Source organism: Veillonella sp. 20925_1_51, assembly GCF_041431445.1.
GTDB classification, from domain to species: domain Bacteria; phylum Bacillota; class Negativicutes; order Veillonellales; family Veillonellaceae; genus Veillonella; species Veillonella nakazawae.
Genome location: NZ_JAPVXT010000004.1, coordinates 40,482 through 59,411, shown reverse-complemented (window position 1 = coordinate 59,411; position 18,930 = coordinate 40,482). Strand labels below are relative to the sequence as shown.

The following is an 18,930-nucleotide window of genomic DNA, read 5'->3' as shown; positions in this document are numbered from 1 at the left end:
GACTGCCTTCGCGGGTACTTGCGCTATTCGCCTTTACGAATTAGGGAACTCCTTTCTATAAGATACGGCAGATCTTAACAGTATACATCATATACCAATCTATATTATACGTGATAAGTAATGATGAAAGCAAGGCATCCTTATCGACATATATAAATATGCTACCGTAGTATCCTATGGATATCATGAACTATTAAATTCTAGGAATCTATGAATTCTATGACCTATATAACCTTACGTAATATTCATATATATCTATAGATTACATATTTAGTATTCGTTTATAAACCCAATGTATCATTCATACTATTTTCACAGATAATTACTATACTTCTTACAATCTTAATTTTACACAATTCGATTTTATCGCGCAATAAATATTTGGAGGTTATTATATATGACACATTCACGTAATTATAAAACTTTAAGACGTTTCATCGTTCCCGCTTTAGCGGGTGGCGCCCTCGCAGCACTCGCATTCGCCCCTACCTTTGGTGCAGAACCAATACAAGCTAATGTTCCAACACAAAGCATATCTGCCCCTAAGGCTGATGTGCCTAACGCTAATACACCTAAAAACGATGTACCTAGACCAGATGATGTAAAGACAGGAGAAATTAATGAACCAACGCCTCATAAGGAAGGCGATCCTAGTACTTTCAAAGGCACATCTGTGATTAGTGAAAGTCAAACATTAGAACACCAACGGTTCGACAATACTACAAGCGACCAAAATGCTTTCATCGGAAAAAACAAAGCTACTATTATCATCGATAGTAGCGTATTTGATAAACAAGGCAATACCACAAATGATGATAACAGTAACTTTCGCGGACAAAACGCAGTAGTGCTCGGCATCGAAGGCAGTCAAACGAGCATTAAAAATAGTAATATTACATCTAATAGCATTGGATCTAATGCGGTATTTGCCACTGGCGAAGGATCTGTTATCAACGTAGAGAACACTAATATTCACACAAAAGGTGATTCCTCTCGCGGCTTAGATGCAACATACAAAGGCACTGTAAACGGTAAAAACCTAACTATCACTACCGAAGGTGCTCACTCCGCAACCCTTGCTACAGACCGTGGTGAAGGCACTATTACTGCAGAAGCAGCTAAGCTTACAACCTCTGGCACAGGCAGTCCTGTTATCTACTCCACTGGCAATATTACAGCTAACAATGTGAACGGCGTGGCCAACAAGAGTGAAATTGGTGTCGTAGAAGGTAAAAACTCTATTACCCTTACCAACTCTAATGTAACAGGCTACCACGATAATGGCTTTATGCTTTACCAAAGTTTCTCCGGTGATGCTGAAAGCGGTATCGCTCGTTTAAAAGCGGAAAATAACACACTTACAACTCATGGTACAGGTGCGTTCATCTATGTAAACAACACCACTACTGAAGCAGACCTTACAGGCAACACAATCTTAATGCCAAACACTACTACACTGGTGAAAGCTGCGGCAGACTCCCGTTGGGGTAAAGATGGTGAAAACGGTGGTCACCTCACACTTCGCGCATCCAACCAAGAACTTAACGGTAACATCGTAGCTGACTCCATCAGCACTGTCTCACTAGACATGACAAATGGATCTAGTCTCGTTGGCGCTGTAAACACAAACAACACAGCTAAAGAAATTACAATGAAACTCAGCAAAGACTCTACCTGGACACTCACAGGCGACAGCTATGTAAAATCCTTAACAAACGAAGACACAACAAACAGTAACATTCACTTGAATGGATACAAACTCGTTGTGGCTGATAAATAATAACAAAAGCACTACTCTGAATTATTACAATTCAAAGTAGTGCTTTTTCAGTTCATTTCTCGCTATATCGCTATAATAACATAAATTACATCCTATATATGTACCTATAGTAACAGCAACACAGTTCTTAACTATATATAAGATGAATTGCATCATCTCGTCTATCCTCCCCCTCATATGCGAAATAACTCTTAATGAGTAGAAATGGTATAATGCAGAAATATTTGCGCCATAGTGACGGTTCCATTCGGTAACCATCCTAAATAAATATAAAATAAATACCCTCCTATATATGTTCCTGCAGCGACTTTACGTAGGACGGAGCAAAGGGACATATATAGGAGGGTATACCTTTAATATGAAATTGTAGAATGGAACCAAACGGAGTAGTATCAAACTACTCATTAAGAGTTATTCGGCCACCCCTTGTTCTCTACCGATGATATCAGCAATTTCTTGGCATAGTGCTTGTAGTTCTTCTTGGTTAGGACCTTCAGCCATTACACGAATGAGTGGTTCAGTACCGGATGCACGAACTAGAACGCGGCCTTCATCACCAAGTTCACCTTCTGCTGTCACAATAGCTGCTTTGATAATATCATTGTCTTCCCAACCTGTTTTTGTAGCAACACGAACGTTGATAAGAACTTGAGGATACTTAGTCATAATGCCAGCCAACTCAGAAAGTGGTTGATTTTTTTCTTTCATAAGAGCCGCCACTTGAACAGCTGTTAACATGCCATCACCAGTTGTATTGTGATCTAAGAAGATTACGTGACCAGATTGCTCACCACCAACGGAGAGGTCATGTTCACGCATGTATTCCAAAACATAACGGTCACCAACAGCAGTAGAAACTGTTTTCATTCCTAGTTCTTCTGCTGCTTTATGGAATCCAATATTACTCATAACAGTACCAACTACAGTATCATCTTTGAGTTTGCCTTCTTCTTTCAATTTAAGCGCACACAATAGCATGATTTGGTCACCATCGAGAACTTGACCTTTTTCGTCTACCAATAAGCAACGGTCCGCATCACCATCGTTAGCGATACCAAGGTCTGCATTATGTTGTTGTACAGCCACTTGCAAGCCTTCGATATGTGTAGAACCACAGTGATGATTAATATTCAAGCCATCTGGATTTACGTTGATGTTGATTACTTTAGCGCCAAGACCAGATAAAATTTCAGGACCTACGCTAGATGCAGCACCATTTGCACCATCATATACGATAGTCAAACCTTCAAGGGATGTATCAACTGTGTGGCGAACAAAGTGAGCGTAGAAATGAGCTAAATTGCTGTTGTACTCAATGGTACCAATGCCATCACCTGTAGGACGTGGCAATTCATTATCTGCACTTTGACGAACATATTGTTCTAATTGATCTTCTACTTCATCTGGCAATTTATAGCCATTGCCATCAAAGAATTTAATACCATTATCTGGATATGGATTGTGAGATGCAGAAATAACAGCACCTGCATCAAAGCCTTGTTGACGTACAAGGTAAGCTACTGCTGGAGTCGGAATAACACCGGCAATTACAACATTGCCACCAACAGAGCAAATACCGGATGCTAACGCACTTTCAAGCATAGAGCCAGAAATACGCGTATCACGACCAATCAAGAATGTAGGATGGTCTTTTTCTTTACCAAAATATGTAGCCGCTGCACGGCCTAAATGATAGGCTAATTCAGGTGTTAAAAATTCATTAACAACACCACGTACACCATCTGTACCAAATAAACGAGCCATAATTATCCTCCTCTAGGGATTGTGAAAATCACAAATCCTCATATATTCACTGTTGTGTATTATATCACAATATATACACCACACATATATATACTATATAGATATAGTATTTTACAGTACCAAAATGAACCTATACTGTAGTTTACTTCACAATACATTCTACTACTAACTAGTTAGGTTTTGCATATTTTGCCATGCATATAATGGCAGTTTCTGCCCCATCAAGGGCTGCACTCATGATGCCACCAGCGTAGCCAGCACCTTCCCCCATAGGATAAAATCCACCTACAGTTGGAGAAACGCGATCTTCATTACGCCCCATGCGTAATGGTGCTGAGGTACGCGTTTCAACGCCCGTCATGCATACTGCAGGATTATCAAATCCATGAATGCGTCGTCCCCAATATGGCAATGCCCGCTCCAATACAGACGTTACGAATGGTGGCAAACAATCATGTAAATCGCAATTTACTACGCCTGGTTCATAGCTATAAGTGCTATCTTGTACGCTTGGTGCTTGTGAAAGTCCTAAAAATTGACCTACTGTTTGCGCTGGTGCATGGAAGTTAGAGCCACCTAATTCATATGCCTTGCGTTCCCATTCCCGTTGAAAAGCTACACCATCCAGAGGATGGTTACCAAAATCATCAGGGCCTACGTTAACTACGATGGCACTGTTCGCAACACCACTATCACGAGCATACAAGCTCATACCATTGACAACAACGCCGCCATTTTCTGATGCAGATGCTACTACTTGACCACCTGGGCACATACAGAAGCTATACGCCGTACGGCCTGTTTCTTTATCGTGGTACACAAGGGAGTATTCTGCGGCACCAAGGCCCAAGCTGGATGGTTCTACACCATATTGGGACTCGTCAATGACAGCTTGATCGTGCTCTATTCGAACACCAATAGCAAATGGTTTTGCAGTCATTTCTACATTGCGTTTATGTAACATCTCGTACGTATCGCGTGCACTATGACCTACACCAGAAAGCACAACCGTCGCATCAATGCGTTCGTTATCGTTAACTTCAACACCTACGATATGGTCACTTTCAATAAATAAATCGGTAATCTTAGCGCCAAAGCGAACTTCACCACCCCATTCGATGATGCGTTCACGCATAGCTTTTACCATGGTACGCAACTTATCTGTACCTACATGAGGTTTATGTTTATACAAGATTTCTTCTGGAGCGCCGAACTCTACAAAATATTTGGAGATTTCATGCAATCTTGGATGTGTAACGCGGGTTGTCAGTTTACCATCAGAGAAGGTACCTGCACCACCCTCGCCAAATTGTACGTTAGATTCAGGCTTGAATACGCCCTCCTTCCAAAATGTTTCTACATCTTGGCTACGAGTATCAACGTCTTGACCTCGTTCAAGAACGATTGGACGGTACCCTTCACGAGCTAAATAAAAGGCAGCTAGCATTCCAGCTGGACCAAAGCCCATCACTACAGGGCGATGTGCTAAAGGCACATTACCATAAACAATAGGTTCTGGATCCTCTGGAGTAAATACAGATACATCCTTTTGTTTACCTAGTTTTTTCATGATTTGAGCTTTCTTATGAACCTCAACAAACAAGGTATACACAAATACAATATTCGGTTTTTTACGAGCATCTACAGCGCGTCGTACAACGTGAATCGTTTCAATGGCGCCTCGCAATTGAGGATATTTCTTTTCTACAATATCCTTTATATCCAACTTGACCGTAACAGCCACGCGGAGATTTATTATTCTAATCATATCTTTCCTATTTCGGCTCCCTTTTGAGGCAGCTTATATCATTATTATTTGACCTAAATTTCTAACAATTGACCTACAAGAAAATGGTCATACACTTTTATTATACAACACTACTATAAAAGCTAATATATGAATAATAAAACAAACCCTAATAGAGTTATGAATCTACTCTATTAGGGTCTTTTTAGCTACGTATAGGGTCTTTTTAGCTACGTAGTTTTCTTTTGTATATCCACCTTAACATGTACTGTTGTGACATTACTATTGACACCGCTTGGCAATACTAAGTTGTAATTGCCTTGAATACCCTTCGTTGCACCGGTAAGATCAATTGGTTCTGTTTGAATTTCTGAAACAGAATCAATCATTTCTTCTCGACCAGTCACAGTTAATTGAGTTGGTGTAACGGATATAGACTTAACTTCATACCCATCAGCTACCGTTCCCACAGTTGGTACCGTAATAGGAACCGCTTTATCTTTACGCAATAAGTTTAGTTCATATTGCGCTTGACCTTGGCTCGGATTGATGTGTACATCTAATACATTACCAGATATATCCCAGGCTTCTAACGTACTAACAGCACTAAAGTTCTTGGTTTGACCAGAGATATTAACCTTCATAACAACCTTATTTACAGCGTTAACAAGCTGTTTACGTCCAGACACAGTTACCTCTTTCGGTACAATGGTTACTGACTTGAGAGCAACATCGTCGGAGAACTTACCAATTGGAACAATTTCAACCGGTATTTTCCGCTCTGCATATTCGTCTACATTAATTGTTACAGTATCAGGCTTAACCTCCACAAGGCTCATCCCCGCTGGAGGGGTAAATCCAATGGTTACATTATTTTGACCTGGTTTTACACCAGATGCATCAATATATGCACGAAGATTATCTGCCTTTATAGCCATAATCGTATCGCGAGGGCCCGAAAGGACAATGCGTGCTACATCAGGTGCATCTTCTATAATATAATGGGAATCAAGATTTTGGACTTGAACAGGTACTGTATAGGTTACCTCCATCACAGGGTTCTGATCTCGCATGATAAAGAACCACATGACGATAGCCGCTAGCAATGATAACAACTTAGCTGGCCAATTGCGTTTCAAATGTATCATCATTTTTTTGCCCCCCATTTCCACATACCAGTAATGGTTTGACGAGGGCGTTCCATAAATGTACGCAACGCTTCTTTAATTTGATCTTCCGGTAAATGGCGATAAATATGGCCGCCATAGGTATAGGAAATTGTCCCCGTTTCCTCACTGACCACAACAACGACAGCATCAGTTTGTTCAGACAAACCGATGGCTGCACGGTGACGTGTACCAAGTTCAGTACTCAATGTACGATCCTCAGTTAGTGGCAATAAACAACCAGCTGCACGAATGCGACCATCGCGGATGATTAGCGCCCCATCATGAAGTGGTGTACTAGGAACGAAAATATTTTTAATTAGTTCACGGCTCAACACAGCATCAATTAAAATGCCTGTATCAACGAAGTCATTGAGGCCCACTTCACGTTCAAAAACGATAAGTGCCCCAGTATGCTCACGAGACATAACGCGAGCCGCCGCCATCACTTCATTGATAGCCATATCCATTTCCTCTTCGTTGACATTCTGTGCCTTACTGAAAATTCGACCACGGCCCAATTGTTCTAAAGCACGACGCAATTCCGGTTGGAATACTACAGGTAATGCGAAGAGAAGAACGGTCATACTTTGTTGCAAAATCCAATTGATAACATATAGATTTAACAAATGACTCAATAAATTTAGAATTGCTAACATAACAAGGCCCTTTAAAAGAGAAACGGCCCGTGTATCTTTAAGCAATTTATATAAGTAATAAATACCTACGGCAACGATTAAGATATCAGCAATATCAAGAAGCCTAAAGGTATGTATAAGTGCGTCAATATGCATAAAAATAGCTCCTTATACAAAATAATAAGGTACAACCAACTACTTGGCTGTACCTTATATTTTAACTCATTTTAGAAGCACTGTAAATTTATAAACAATTATAAGCTATGATTTTTCTATAGTTATAGACTTAAATATTTTGTGTTTCAATCCACACATCCATCTGTCCGCCACACACCATACCTTCTTTAACGGCTACATCGTCATCTAAAAGAACTTCGATACGACGATGTGCTTCTTTTTTATTCAAGGAATCAACAGCACTTAGGCGAATCTCATTTTCAGCACGACCACCACCGATAGTACCAAAGATAGATCCATCTGGGAATACTACCATAGATGTACCAGCCTTACGTGGTGTAGAACCACGGGTAAATAAAATAGTAGCTACAGCTAGTGTTTCATTTTTACGATCACTTAAATATTCAATAAACTCACGATTCATGGCTCACTCTACCTTTCCGCAATGAGCCGCCTTTTTTACCACGCACCACTGCCAAATATTCACTAACGATAGATAATGCAATCTCCTCAGGAGTTTGTGCACCTAAATCTAGACCAATTGGTGCATATACCATATCTAATTCTTCTTGCGTCCAACCTTGTTCACGCAATACTTCAAATGCATAATGAATACGCTTTTGACTGCCCATAACACCCATATAAGTTGGCAAATAATCGCGCAATTGTTCTAAGCATACATTATCATACTCATGAGCACGAGTAACAATGATAAACCCATTATATTCATCAAGAGGTAGATCATTTTTAAAGTTTTCTAACGGTAAGCATTTACGAGTTACACGTTCATCAAAGAATTCAGGAACTACATATTCTGGGCGGTCATCTACAACGGTTACACGACACCCGATAAATAATAATAAATCGGTAATAGCACGACTCACATGACCAGCACCCAATACGAGGACAGATGGATCGTTTTCTACAGGTTGTACGAAACATTCCGCTTCGCCTACCATACATAAAGAATTAAGCTTTGCTTTATCTACCATAAATCCTTCGATTGGTGTACCATACAAAACACTACCATCTTCAGCATAAATTGTCTTATCCCCTTGACGAGGGCCAGACAATACAGTAACCATCAGCGTAGTTTCTGTAAGCTGAAGACGGTCTTTCATCACATCATAGATCGTTTCCATCTTGATTCCTTTCATACTCCCATGCAGTAACAGCTTCTAAAACACCGCCACCAACGGCAAGGGATTTATCTGAAATACTATAACAATGAGATTCTTCACAACGAGCATCTACATCGGCCAATTTAAAATGGTCGGATACGATGAGTCCGCTCTTAAGAATACCTCTAAGAATACCTGTAATTTTTGCCCGCACTGGCTCTTTATCTACATAACCAATGACTTCATTAGCTTGTACAGAATCGCCAATATGGCGCTTAGCTGTAAACAGACCAGCCTTTTGTGAGTGAATAACACGTTCATGAGTATAACCACCTACATTACCGGGAATCCCCGTATTAGGCTGCGCTGGACCATCATAGATACAACGACCTAAGTAATGACCGCGCATGGTTTCAATAACAACATCCACATCATACCCTGCAGTAAATCCAGGCCCCACACCAATGACGAGATCTGCATCATCACGTTTGGTACCAAGATTCTTTTTACTTAAAATAGCATCTACCACAATAGCTGGCTTCAATGTATCAAGTAGCTCTTCATATGAACTAGTCACAACAGGAATAACACCTTGTGCCAACGTATCTGCTACTTCACTAAGGGCTACATGACGTGCTACAAAGCGTTCCAAAATCATTTCTCCACGATGTACAGCATTGCCATAACATACTTCACGGCGAATCATGGTAGGAATGGCTATTTCATTAACCACCACAGGATAGCCTGCACGTTTCAATCTATATACAGCGCCAGAAGCGATGTCTCCGCCTCCGCGCATAAGGACTAATGGTTTCATAATGCCTCACTTTCACGTTGTTTCAAACGCTCAAAATCATCGGGTGTGTCAATATCATATCCAACATCGTCACGAATCCACAATTTGATAACATGGTCTTTACCACTACCGCGAATGATAGTTTTGCCACCTTGATCCCCTTGGATATGTTGCAATGATTCAAACCAATGTGAACCAAATAGAACAGGATTTCCCGACTGATAATTCGCCCCATAATGCGGGACGACGATAGTTTTCGAATGAAAGTTATCACTAAATGCACTAATAACCTGATGTACAACATTCCCAGTCAATAGTGGTTGATCCCCTACAGAACAAAGAATGCCGTCTAGCGGTATCGGTGAGTTTTCTACCAAATGATGTACTCCTATCGCTATGGACAGACCTTGTCCACGATTAGGATATTCATTCTGAACCACTTCAAACCCATAGCTCGTAACTATAGGTTTTAATCTTTCATGATCATCACCAGTAACCGCTACAAAAGGTAGTTTACAGGATTCAGTAAGTTCTACCGAATCATTCCATCCACAATGAAGAGCCCCACAGACCGCATCTAAAACAGTTTTACCACGCCAAGGCAAAAGTTGCTTATTACATCCCATGCGCTTGGATTGACCTCCTACGAGAAGGACAATGCCAATATGCAAAGGACGACGGTCTATGGGGTCTCTCATGGGACTGAAAGCGGTATTAGATTTTGCTTTCACATAAGTCATGAGTACCTACCGACATTGAATAATGCGACGGATTTCACAACTTGCTTTGTATCCATCAGCTAAGATGATATCGGAAATGTCGCTATCTACAATATGATCAATAAAATCATCAATAATACGATGTTGCACCGTTTCATAACCAGTACAGAACAGAATTTTTTTACCTTTACTGTATTGGAATAAACCTTGTTTATGGAGCACAAGATCAGCCAACATGCGTGGCGTTACAATGGCACCCATATCGCGTTTCACAATATCTTGAACGAGCTCGATATTATGTACGTGCTCATCATCAAGCGGCGCTCCTAACATTTGTAAATTCACAAGACCAATCGTAGTCTTTGTGAGAGATGGGATGACTGGCTCAGTCGTCTTAGGCGCCTTAAGCCATTTTTCCTTTGCCCCATCTGCTTCCACTACAATTTGCCAGTTCGGATGCAATTTTGCTAAACCATCGATAAGATCACAATCTAAGGAGTCCACTTTTGTTCCTGTAATGCCAGAGAACCACGCACCACAATATCCACGCAAAATACGATCAGTACAATATTCATCAGCTTCATTAATATTTCGAGTATAAATCGGTTCATAATGAGCCACTTGAGATTCATAGAGTCGAGTCGTAGTTGTAACTACGATGGGCTGACCTTTCAGCCTTCCATATTCTACTAATTTTGAAAGCACAGTCGTTTTACCGCCTGCCCCAACAAGGGCCACGATTCCCGGCTGAATCAATCGATTCCAATAGGATGTTTGTGATGTCATAAAACCAGGCCTCCTTAGAAAGGAAAAGTAAATAGAAATCTCTATACTTTATATTTCTCGTCCATAGCCACAAATACCTTCTCAGGTGTCATAGGTAATGTACGAACGTCCGCACCAACTGCATTTTTAATAGCATGCTGAATAGCTGGACTAGCCGTATTAATAACAACTTCACCAATAGATTTGGCACCAAATCCGCCTGTCGGCTCATAAGACTCTACAAAGTCTACATGTAACTCGCCAATATCTTGACGGGTTGGAATTTTATAAGTCATAAGGTTATTAGTCTCTAAGCGACCATTATTAGAATAGCGTATATCTTCATACAACGCCATGCCGATAGCTTGTACTACGCCACCTTCAACTTGAACACGAGCCAATTTAGGATTAATAACAGTACCGCAATCGATGCAGGAATATGTATGAAGCGGAATAACCTTGCCAGTTTGTTTGTCTACTTTTACCTCTGCAATAGTTGCCATGAATGGAGGTGGAGACGTATGACTGCCCCATGTAGCGAAACCAGACAATTGTTCTGCATTAACGCCTACTAATAATTTTGGAGCTAATTGATGGATATCCATAGTTTGAGAACCATCTTTTGTGGTAGCTACAACGCCATCAAAGTCGATATTTTCTATATCTGTATCGAAGAATTGAGCAAACTTAGCAATAATCTTAGTGCGTAATTCTTCAGCAGCCATTTTCGCCGCCGTACCAGTTACGTATGTTGTACTAGATGCATAGGAACCTGGATCAAATGGTACGATGTCTGTATCAGATTCAACAACAGTCATGTATTCCATAGGACAGCCAATGATTTCACAAGCCATTTGAGTCAATACAGTATTAGCACCCATGCCCATATCGGAAGAGCCAGTATACAATGTGTAGTTACCATCATCACCAAGACGAATTTCTACAGATGCTACGTCAATGTTAGCAACACCAGAACCTTGTAACGCTAATGCCATGCCAAGGCCGCCGCGATAACGTTCGTCAATATCCCAAGAATGAGGGCGCTCATCCCAACGAGCCATTTCTTTTACGCGGTTTACTGTATCTTGGAATAGACCAGAGTCAAGGTATTCATCTGGAGCGTATACCAAGCTTTGTTCACCTTGAGCAATCAAGTTCTTTTGACGCAATTCAGCAGGGTCAACGCCCATTTTATCCGCCAAATTATTAACAGCACACTCTAATGGCCACAACGCTTCAGTAGCACCATAACCACGGAATGCACCGCCTGGTGTATGGTTCATGTATACGCCTTCTGTACCATAGTGAATTGCTGTCGCTTTATTGTATAAAGGAATGGACTTATGCTCACCAGCTGTAGTTGTAGTAAAGCAGTGAGTTGCATGAGCACCAGCGTCAGTAATGGAATCCATATCAATGACCTTGATAATACCATCTTTTGTAGCACCTACGCGGATTTTCCACTCACGAGCATGACGTGTAGTAGAGCAAGTTTGCGCTTCCGTACGATCGTATAAGAGATAGCAAGGTTTCTTCAATGTCCATGCCACAAAAGCTGTCATAATTTCTGTACAAGCCGTTTGTTTAGAACCGAATCCACCGCCGATACGAGGTTTGATTACGCGAACTTTTGTCGCAGGAATACCAAGTGCACGTGCAATATGACGGCGTACATGGAATACGATTTGTGTAGAAGATACGATAACTACGCGGCCCAATGCATCAATGTAACCATAACTTTGGAATGGTTCCATTGCTGTTTGGCGTGTAGCCTGGTCAAAGTAAGTGCCATCTACTACATAATCACATTTTGCAAGTTCAGCTTCAATATCGCCTACTCGTTTATGATAAGATACGCAAATATTGCGTTTATAATCTTGACCTACAGGGATATTATTATGAATATCATCTTCAGGATGGACTACTGTTTCATGGTCGATAGCCGTATGCATATCGAGCACAGGTTTTTGTACTTCGTATTCAACCTTGATAAGAGGCATCGCTTTAAGTGCTGTAGCTTCATCTTTTGCAACAACAAGAGCCACTTCATCGCCTACATAGCGAACTACAGGATCCAAGATGAGAGCATCATAAGCAGATGGCTCTGGGTATGTTTGACCAGCCAATGTAAAACGAGTATTAGGCACATCTTCATGTGTAAAGATCGCTTCTACGCCAGGAATCAATTTAGCTTTAGATGTATCGATTGATTTAATGCGCGCCTGTGCATGAGGACTACGAAGAACCTTAATAACGAGCGCATCTTTTGGAACAAAATCGCCAGTATAAGACGGTTTACCCGTCAAAATACCTTTAGAGTCAACCTTGTCATAGGATTTACCAATGTGCTTATTCATTATTTTAGGCCTCCTTCTAAGAATTTACGAACCCCTCGAAGTTGTGATTCATAGCCAGTACAACGGCACAAGTTACCGATGAGGTATTCACGAATCTCATCATCACTAGCCTTTGGATTTTTACGTTTCAAGTTGATAGCACTCATCATCATGCCAGTTGTACAGAAGCCACATTGGTCAGCGCCTTCGCTAGCAATACAAGCCGCTAATAATTCAGCCTCTTCTTGCAAGCCTTCTAATGTAGTGATTTTATGACCAGGTGCACGGAATGTAGGATATGCACAAGACAAGATAATTTCGTCATCTACCCATACAGTGCAAAGGCCACAGTTTGTTGTGTCACAGCCACAACGTACGCTATAGTAACCAAGATTACGCAATGTATCCAATAACATTTCATCAGTTGGCACATTAACAGTTACATTTTTATTATTAATATTAAGTACGAGTTCCATTATTGTGCCACCTCCTTAGACAAGCGTTGAACCATAGCTTTTACCATTTCCATACGATATTCTTTGGAAGCATGAGAGTTAGATTGGTAAACCAACTCTTCAGATGCTAATTGACCTGCTTCTTTTGCTGCAGACAATCCTTTTTCTGAAAGCAAAGCACTTGCTTTTTCTGCTAATTGAGGCACGCCAGGTCTTGTACCGATGTACACTTCAACGCCTTTGTCATCACGGCGAAGAGCACCTGTCAACACTGGGAAATCACCACGAGAGATGCGAAGAGCCTCTACAGCTACAGGCACATCTACTTTAGGGATACGAATTTCCACGAAGATATCACGTTCTCTGTATTTCATATAGTCATGTATGGACATGCGACCGCCTTTAAAAGTAACGATGTCTGCATGTACTGCCATTAATGCAGGAATAATGTCGGAGAAGCCGAAGCGGCTTGCTACAGATCCACCTATAGTAGCAGTGTTGCGGAATTGAATGCCAAGAATTTCTTTAACACCTTTAACAACAGCACCACCACAGAATTGTTGTAATGGCTCAAAACGTTCCACGTCGCCTTGCGTTGCCATAGCACCAATGACAAATTCGTTATCCTCTTCGCGAACATAACGCAAGTCAAGACTAGCCATATCAATCACTGCAGGCCATGTGCGCCGACCTAAACGCAACCAGCAGCCGCCAGCTAGCATTGGGGCAGTTTTGTTTTTTGTGGCTAATTCATAAGCCTCTTCCACCGTCTTCGGTTGTAATACTTTCATAAATGCTAACATAATCTGTCCTCTCAATGGTATACTAATACTAACAGAACTGGATGATAACCACAAAAATACAGATATCACCGAACTACAAACTTAGCAGGAATCTATAGAATTCCTCACGTTTCTTATACTTTTATTTTACCAATTATTCGCCACTAAATCTATGATGAAAGATATAAATTTACAGGAATTTTGCAAAGAATTACATATTTATGAATTTGGGATTGCCCCTTGGCCTCTACCTGAAAATGCAAAAACCATTTTGTACGAAACTAATCCCTGTCCATTTACAGCTGCAGATGTGGAGGAACGACTACTAGGAACAACTGAGTTCACACCTAAAAGTGCTATTGTCTGTCTCTTTCCATACTACGTAGAACATAACGGTCCATCCAATCTATCCCGCTATACATGGGGCACAGATTATCACCTGGTCATTAATGAATATTTAGAAAAACTTATTGAAAAATTACAAAAAATGAATACTTCAGCTCAGTTTTCTATACATTGTGACACCTCTCCCCTCGCAGACCGTTACATGGCATACTTAGCGGGCCTTGGCTTTTATGGCAAAAACAATTGTTTTATCAGTCCTAAATGGGGATCCTACGTAGTAATAGGAACGATATTAACCACATTAGAATTTGAGTCGAACACACCACTTGAACAATCTTGCATGGGTTGTAACCGTTGTATTACCGCTTGTCTAGGTCAATGCTTAGGGCACGAAGAATTCAAATATGATACTTGTAAAAGCTACTTAACACAGAAAAAAGGCGAACTCACCGACCAAGAACAACATATTATAGCTAAAACTCCATTATTGTTTGGTTGCGATGTATGCCAAGAGGTGTGCCCCCATAATCAAGGTATTCCTACAACACCAATTCCCGAGTTCCAACAAATCGAACCACACATCGATATTAATGAACTAGAAATGCTTACAAACAAAGAGTTCAAAGCTAAATATGGGCACCGGGCATTCTCGTGGCGTGGGAAGAAAATATTAATGAGAAACCAAAATATTATTGAAGAAAAATAGATATTATAATTTGTATTTGAGATGTAAAATGGCTGTGACGTCTATTAAGATGTTATGGCTATTTTTATAGAATAAAAAGAGACGACCGCTGGTCGTCTCTTTTTTAATCATTATTTGATTTCGTAGTAATTTAGCTCATCCAAGCTTTTACCAAGAGCAGGCATATAAGTCTCAAGGAACATATCTACTTCTGGCATGTTGAGTGCTTTCAATTTAGCCAAAATGGAGTCATGTGCTTCTTTAAACTCATCATTCCCTGCCTTGAGTTCGTTTACACATTTCATATAGGCCGAAATTGTATCTGCCGCCTTAACGATAGGCCACTCAGGATTATCCTCTGCATCTACTATGAAAGGCTTATAAACGGCTTGTAATCGTTCTGGCAAGGTAGATAACATTTTCTCTTGTGCTAATGTTTCAACTTCACCATACAGTTCACGAAGTTTTGGATCAAAATATTTAATCGGTGTTGGCATGTCGCCTGTAAAGATTTCACTCACCTCATGGTACATGGCAATGACCGCTACCTTATTAATGTCCACATTACCACCAAAGTATTCATTTTTGAGAGCTGCTAAATTGTGAGCTACCATCGCTACTTCGAGGCTATGTTCTTGAATATTTTCAATTTCTGTATTACGCATGAGGCTCCATCGATTGATAAAGCGCATGCGTTTTAAAAAGGCAAAGAATGAACTCATATATCCCCCATTACACAATAGTTCCCCTAAATAACTCCACGAAGTTTAAAACCGTAATCAAGGAATTGTACTGCTTCTTCCCAACGGTTATCATCGTTAAGCATAACTACAATCATAGTATGGCCATTACGGGTAGCCGATGCAATCAAGCATTCTCCTGCCGCATTCGTAAAGCCAGTTTTTAAACCATTAGCACCGGGATATTTATTGCGAATGAAATGGTTTGTGGTGCGAATTGTTTCTGGCGTACGGTTTTGATAAGGCACCTTATAATAATCATTGGCTACTTTATCGCGGAACATTTGGTATTTCATACCATACGCTGCAATCATCGCCAAGTCACGAGCCGTAGAGTGATGTCCCATTTGTGTCAAACCATGAGGATTTAAAAATACACTATTTTTTGCCCCTGCTTTTGCAGCAACGCGATTCATGTCCTTTGCAAAGTTCTCTACAGAGCCACTTACATTTTCTGCTACTACAACGGCCGCATCATTACCGCTGGCAACCATCATGCCTTCAAGAACGCCTTCCAAGGTAATTTGATCACCAACACGAACCCCCAGATTGGATTCCTCCATACTAGTGGCATAACTACTAATAGTCGCCAGTTCATCAAGTTGTGTACCTTTGAGTTCTAGAGCTGTTAACAATGTAACCATTTTCGTAGTACTCGCAGGATGCATCCACTTATCAGGATTCTTTGCAAATAGGATTTCTTTTGTATCCGCATCAATGAGAACAACAGCCTCACCTATCGTAGATGGCGGCGCAATATACGCCGCATGAGAAACACTAGTACTGAAAATAATAGCGCCTATACAGGCTATCATCAAAATAAGTCGTTTCCAAACTATACAAACATTAGTTGTTAAAGATATCATATATCTCACTTTCTGTATCACATATTAACTTTCAGGGTTATCATCAATGGCAACATCCGTTCCACTTGCTTTTTTCTTAGTTCCCTTAATTTCACCAGTAGAGTTATCTACATTTTGAAGATATACAACACGTTGAGGATATGGAATGTCGATACCATATTTATCGAACGCATCTTTTACATCAGACATAATTCCATATTGCACATCTAAGAAGTCTTTCGACTTAACGCGTGCATAGGCAGCAATGCGTACAGAGTTATCGCCAAATTCAGAAATACCAATTTCCATATTTTTAGGATTGAGTACACGTTTATCAGCAGCAAAAATATTTTTTAAGATTTTAATTGCTTCATGATGATTATTGTTATAACCAATATCAAAGACGAACGGAATAACCCTTTCGTGGGTATAAGCAATATTAGTTATGGCTTGGGAGGTAAGGATAGAGTTTGGTATATACACATTTTTTTGATCTTTAGTAGTGATAATAGTATACATAAATTGAACAGACTTAACACTACCTACAGTATCTCCAACTTGAATAACATGACCTGCTCTAAAAGGCTTAAATATAAGAATTAATAAGCCTGATGCCAAGTTAGATAAGTTGTTTTGTAAGGCCAAACCAATACCTAAACCAAAGGCACCAAAGGCAGCTACAAAGGATGTAGTAGGGACACCAATTTGATTTAAGCAAATCAATATTAGACCTACTAGCAATGCATAATTGATGATCTGCGTAATAAAGCTCATCGCAGCAGAGTCATAAGAGGCCTTAGTCATAATACGGACAGCAAAGGTTTTCACCCATTTAATAGCATAACGACCTACCCAAAATATAATAAGAGCTAATAATATATTGCCTGCTTGAGAAAAGAACCAATCTCGAAATTGAATCAATACATTCGCATCTTTAAACAGTAATTCAGAAGCCCTATTTAAAAGATCACTCATACTAACCTCCATGAATAAAATATAACGCTCATTCGGTAGAATCGGAAATATATTCGAAATAAACATATGTGTTATAATCTAACATATGTATTTTACAATAATTTAGTAAAACTATTATATCCTTATATTATATATATAACAATCTAAACCTAGGGAGACTTATATGTTTAACAATCCATATGAAGCACCACAAGAGCTTGCAACAGGAGGTCATGTAACAAAAGAGTTAAATTCCGTTACCGTACACTTTGATGACATCCATTATTCCTTATCTAGTGGTCAACTCAATGGCGGATATCACCATACTTTGGCCGTACGAAATCAGCAATTGACGTATCAAATTGAAACAGAAAAAGATTTGCCCGGCGGCTCTGTAGCAAATTATTTAGCACAAGAGTTTGAACACATCGATACACCTGTTCATTTTAGTACAGCGCTTCTTACGTCTGCTACAATGAACCTTCACGCGTACGCTAAGGTTGAAGAACACGATACGATTGTGGAGACCATCGTTACTGCAGGCTATGAAAAGACGGCCCATCGTGCAGGAACAGGCTATTGCTACGAGGAGCGAGATGGTAATTTCATAGTACCTGGTACCATTAATATTCTTGTCTTTACAAACAAGGCATTAACAGATAGTGCCATGGTGAAAGCCATCATGACAATTACGGAGGCTAAAACCGCAGCCATCCAAGATTGGGGTGTTGAAAGTGTACGCCTCTATCCATTTATCAACGAAGATATTCCTGATGCCATCACAAAAGAACGCAAGACTTCTGCTACAGGAACATCCACAGACGGTATCATTCTCACCATAGATACAAATGGTGATGTGTTAACGGACGCCGGCTCCTTCTCCCTATTTGGAGACACATTGGCTAAAGCGGTTTATGTAGGTATACAACGAGCCTTAGAAAATGCTATTGGCGCCGAATAAAAAATACGCATTCTAGGCGAAATAAAAAACCGCACATCCTAAGCGATCGTGATGTGCGGTTCATTGCATATAAAACTGTTACACATAGTATAATACTTGAAAATGAATATCAAATTAAGATTTGAGAGTTTTTCTCAAATCTTTTTTATTTTCT

The 18,930-nt window shown here is 40.2% G+C and carries 18 protein-coding genes; 3 read left to right on the top strand and 15 right to left on the bottom strand.

The annotated features are described in order from the left end of the window. Positions 1-397: 397 nt before the first annotated feature. Complete coding sequence (locus O3607_RS05595) at positions 398-1,780, top strand: hypothetical protein (protein ID WP_371443526.1); 1,383 nt, start codon at positions 398-400, stop codon at positions 1,778-1,780. A 411-nt stretch (positions 1,781-2,191) separates the two neighbouring features. Here O3607_RS05595 and glmM read toward each other — a convergent pair whose 3' ends face one another. From glmM to O3607_RS05535, 12 genes are all read right to left on the bottom strand, one after another. Then, positions 2,192-3,544 (bottom strand): phosphoglucosamine mutase, encoded by a 1,353-nt coding sequence (glmM, locus tag O3607_RS05590; protein ID WP_371443525.1) that lies wholly within the window; start codon positions 3,542-3,544, stop codon positions 2,192-2,194. Positions 3,545-3,713: 169 nt separating this feature from the next. Then, positions 3,714-5,312: an NAD(P)/FAD-dependent oxidoreductase gene (locus O3607_RS05585; RefSeq protein ID WP_371443524.1), complete on the bottom strand. Its 1,599-nt coding sequence runs from the start codon at positions 5,310-5,312 to the stop codon at positions 3,714-3,716. Positions 5,313-5,521: 209 nt separating this feature from the next. After that, positions 5,522-6,442, bottom strand: a complete 921-nt coding sequence (locus tag O3607_RS05580) for a YbbR-like domain-containing protein (RefSeq protein WP_295794395.1) — start codon at positions 6,440-6,442, stop codon at positions 5,522-5,524. After that, positions 6,439-7,251, bottom strand: coding sequence for a diadenylate cyclase CdaA (gene cdaA / locus O3607_RS05575; protein ID WP_105090135.1), 813 nt, complete (start codon positions 7,249-7,251; stop codon positions 6,439-6,441). Before cdaA ends, O3607_RS05580 begins: the two co-directional genes overlap by 4 nt. 130 nt (positions 7,252-7,381) lie before the next feature. Next, positions 7,382-7,696 (bottom strand): XdhC family protein, encoded by a 315-nt coding sequence (locus tag O3607_RS05570; RefSeq protein ID WP_371443523.1) that lies wholly within the window; start codon positions 7,694-7,696, stop codon positions 7,382-7,384. Next, on the bottom strand, positions 7,686-8,414 hold the full coding sequence (locus O3607_RS05565) for an XdhC family protein (RefSeq protein WP_213467968.1): 729 nt from the start codon (positions 8,412-8,414) through the stop codon (positions 7,686-7,688). The genes O3607_RS05570 and O3607_RS05565 overlap by 11 nt, the downstream gene beginning before the upstream one ends. Continuing rightward, positions 8,398-9,210 (bottom strand): selenium-dependent molybdenum cofactor biosynthesis protein YqeB, encoded by an 813-nt coding sequence (yqeB, locus tag O3607_RS05560; protein WP_371443522.1) that lies wholly within the window; start codon positions 9,208-9,210, stop codon positions 8,398-8,400. Before yqeB ends, O3607_RS05565 begins: the two co-directional genes overlap by 17 nt. Then, on the bottom strand, positions 9,207-9,929 hold the full coding sequence (locus O3607_RS05555; RefSeq protein ID WP_371443521.1) for an NTP transferase domain-containing protein: 723 nt from the start codon (positions 9,927-9,929) through the stop codon (positions 9,207-9,209). Before O3607_RS05555 ends, yqeB begins: the two co-directional genes overlap by 4 nt. A 6-nt stretch (positions 9,930-9,935) precedes the next feature. Beyond that, the gene (yqeC, locus tag O3607_RS05550) at positions 9,936-10,694 is read right to left on the bottom strand and encodes a selenium cofactor biosynthesis protein YqeC (protein WP_060923868.1); all 759 of its coding nucleotides are present in this window, start codon (positions 10,692-10,694) and stop codon (positions 9,936-9,938) included. Positions 10,695-10,735: 41 nt separating this feature from the next. Then, positions 10,736-13,030 carry a xanthine dehydrogenase family protein molybdopterin-binding subunit gene (locus O3607_RS05545; protein ID WP_227283274.1) on the bottom strand — a complete coding sequence of 765 codons (2,295 nt, stop codon included), beginning with the start codon at positions 13,028-13,030 and terminating at the stop codon, positions 10,736-10,738. Then, complete coding sequence (locus tag O3607_RS05540; RefSeq protein WP_024065760.1) at positions 13,030-13,485, bottom strand: (2Fe-2S)-binding protein; 456 nt, start codon at positions 13,483-13,485, stop codon at positions 13,030-13,032. The genes O3607_RS05545 and O3607_RS05540 overlap by 1 nt, the downstream gene beginning before the upstream one ends. After that, positions 13,485-14,267 carry a xanthine dehydrogenase family protein subunit M gene (locus tag O3607_RS05535; protein WP_371443520.1) on the bottom strand — a complete coding sequence of 261 codons (783 nt, stop codon included), beginning with the start codon at positions 14,265-14,267 and terminating at the stop codon, positions 13,485-13,487. Before O3607_RS05535 ends, O3607_RS05540 begins: the two co-directional genes overlap by 1 nt. A gap of 154 nt (positions 14,268-14,421) precedes the next feature. Between O3607_RS05535 and O3607_RS05530 the strand changes: the two genes are divergently transcribed. Then, a complete protein-coding gene (locus tag O3607_RS05530) occupies positions 14,422-15,297 on the top strand; it encodes an epoxyqueuosine reductase (protein ID WP_371443574.1) in 876 nt (291 codons plus the stop codon). Positions 15,298-15,407: 110 nt separating this feature from the next. Here the strand turns inward: O3607_RS05530 and yfbR are convergent, their stop codons facing one another. Genes yfbR through O3607_RS05515 form a run of 3 tightly spaced genes read right to left on the bottom strand, consistent with a single transcriptional unit; the run spans position 15,408 to position 17,836 of the window. Then, positions 15,408-15,998, bottom strand: a complete 591-nt coding sequence (gene yfbR / locus O3607_RS05525) for a 5'-deoxynucleotidase (RefSeq protein ID WP_213467631.1) — start codon at positions 15,996-15,998, stop codon at positions 15,408-15,410. Between the two features lie 26 nt (positions 15,999-16,024). Then, entirely contained in the window at positions 16,025-16,882 is an 858-nt protein-coding gene (locus O3607_RS05520; protein WP_371443519.1) for a D-alanyl-D-alanine carboxypeptidase family protein, read from the bottom strand. Positions 16,883-16,906: 24 nt separating this feature from the next. Continuing rightward, the gene (locus tag O3607_RS05515) at positions 16,907-17,836 is read right to left on the bottom strand and encodes a mechanosensitive ion channel family protein (protein WP_316061693.1); all 930 of its coding nucleotides are present in this window, start codon (positions 17,834-17,836) and stop codon (positions 16,907-16,909) included. A gap of 163 nt (positions 17,837-17,999) precedes the next feature. Between O3607_RS05515 and O3607_RS05510 the strand changes: the two genes are divergently transcribed. After that, complete coding sequence (locus tag O3607_RS05510; RefSeq protein ID WP_195186623.1) at positions 18,000-18,776, top strand: adenosylcobinamide amidohydrolase; 777 nt, start codon at positions 18,000-18,002, stop codon at positions 18,774-18,776. Positions 18,777-18,930 lie beyond the last annotated feature (154 nt).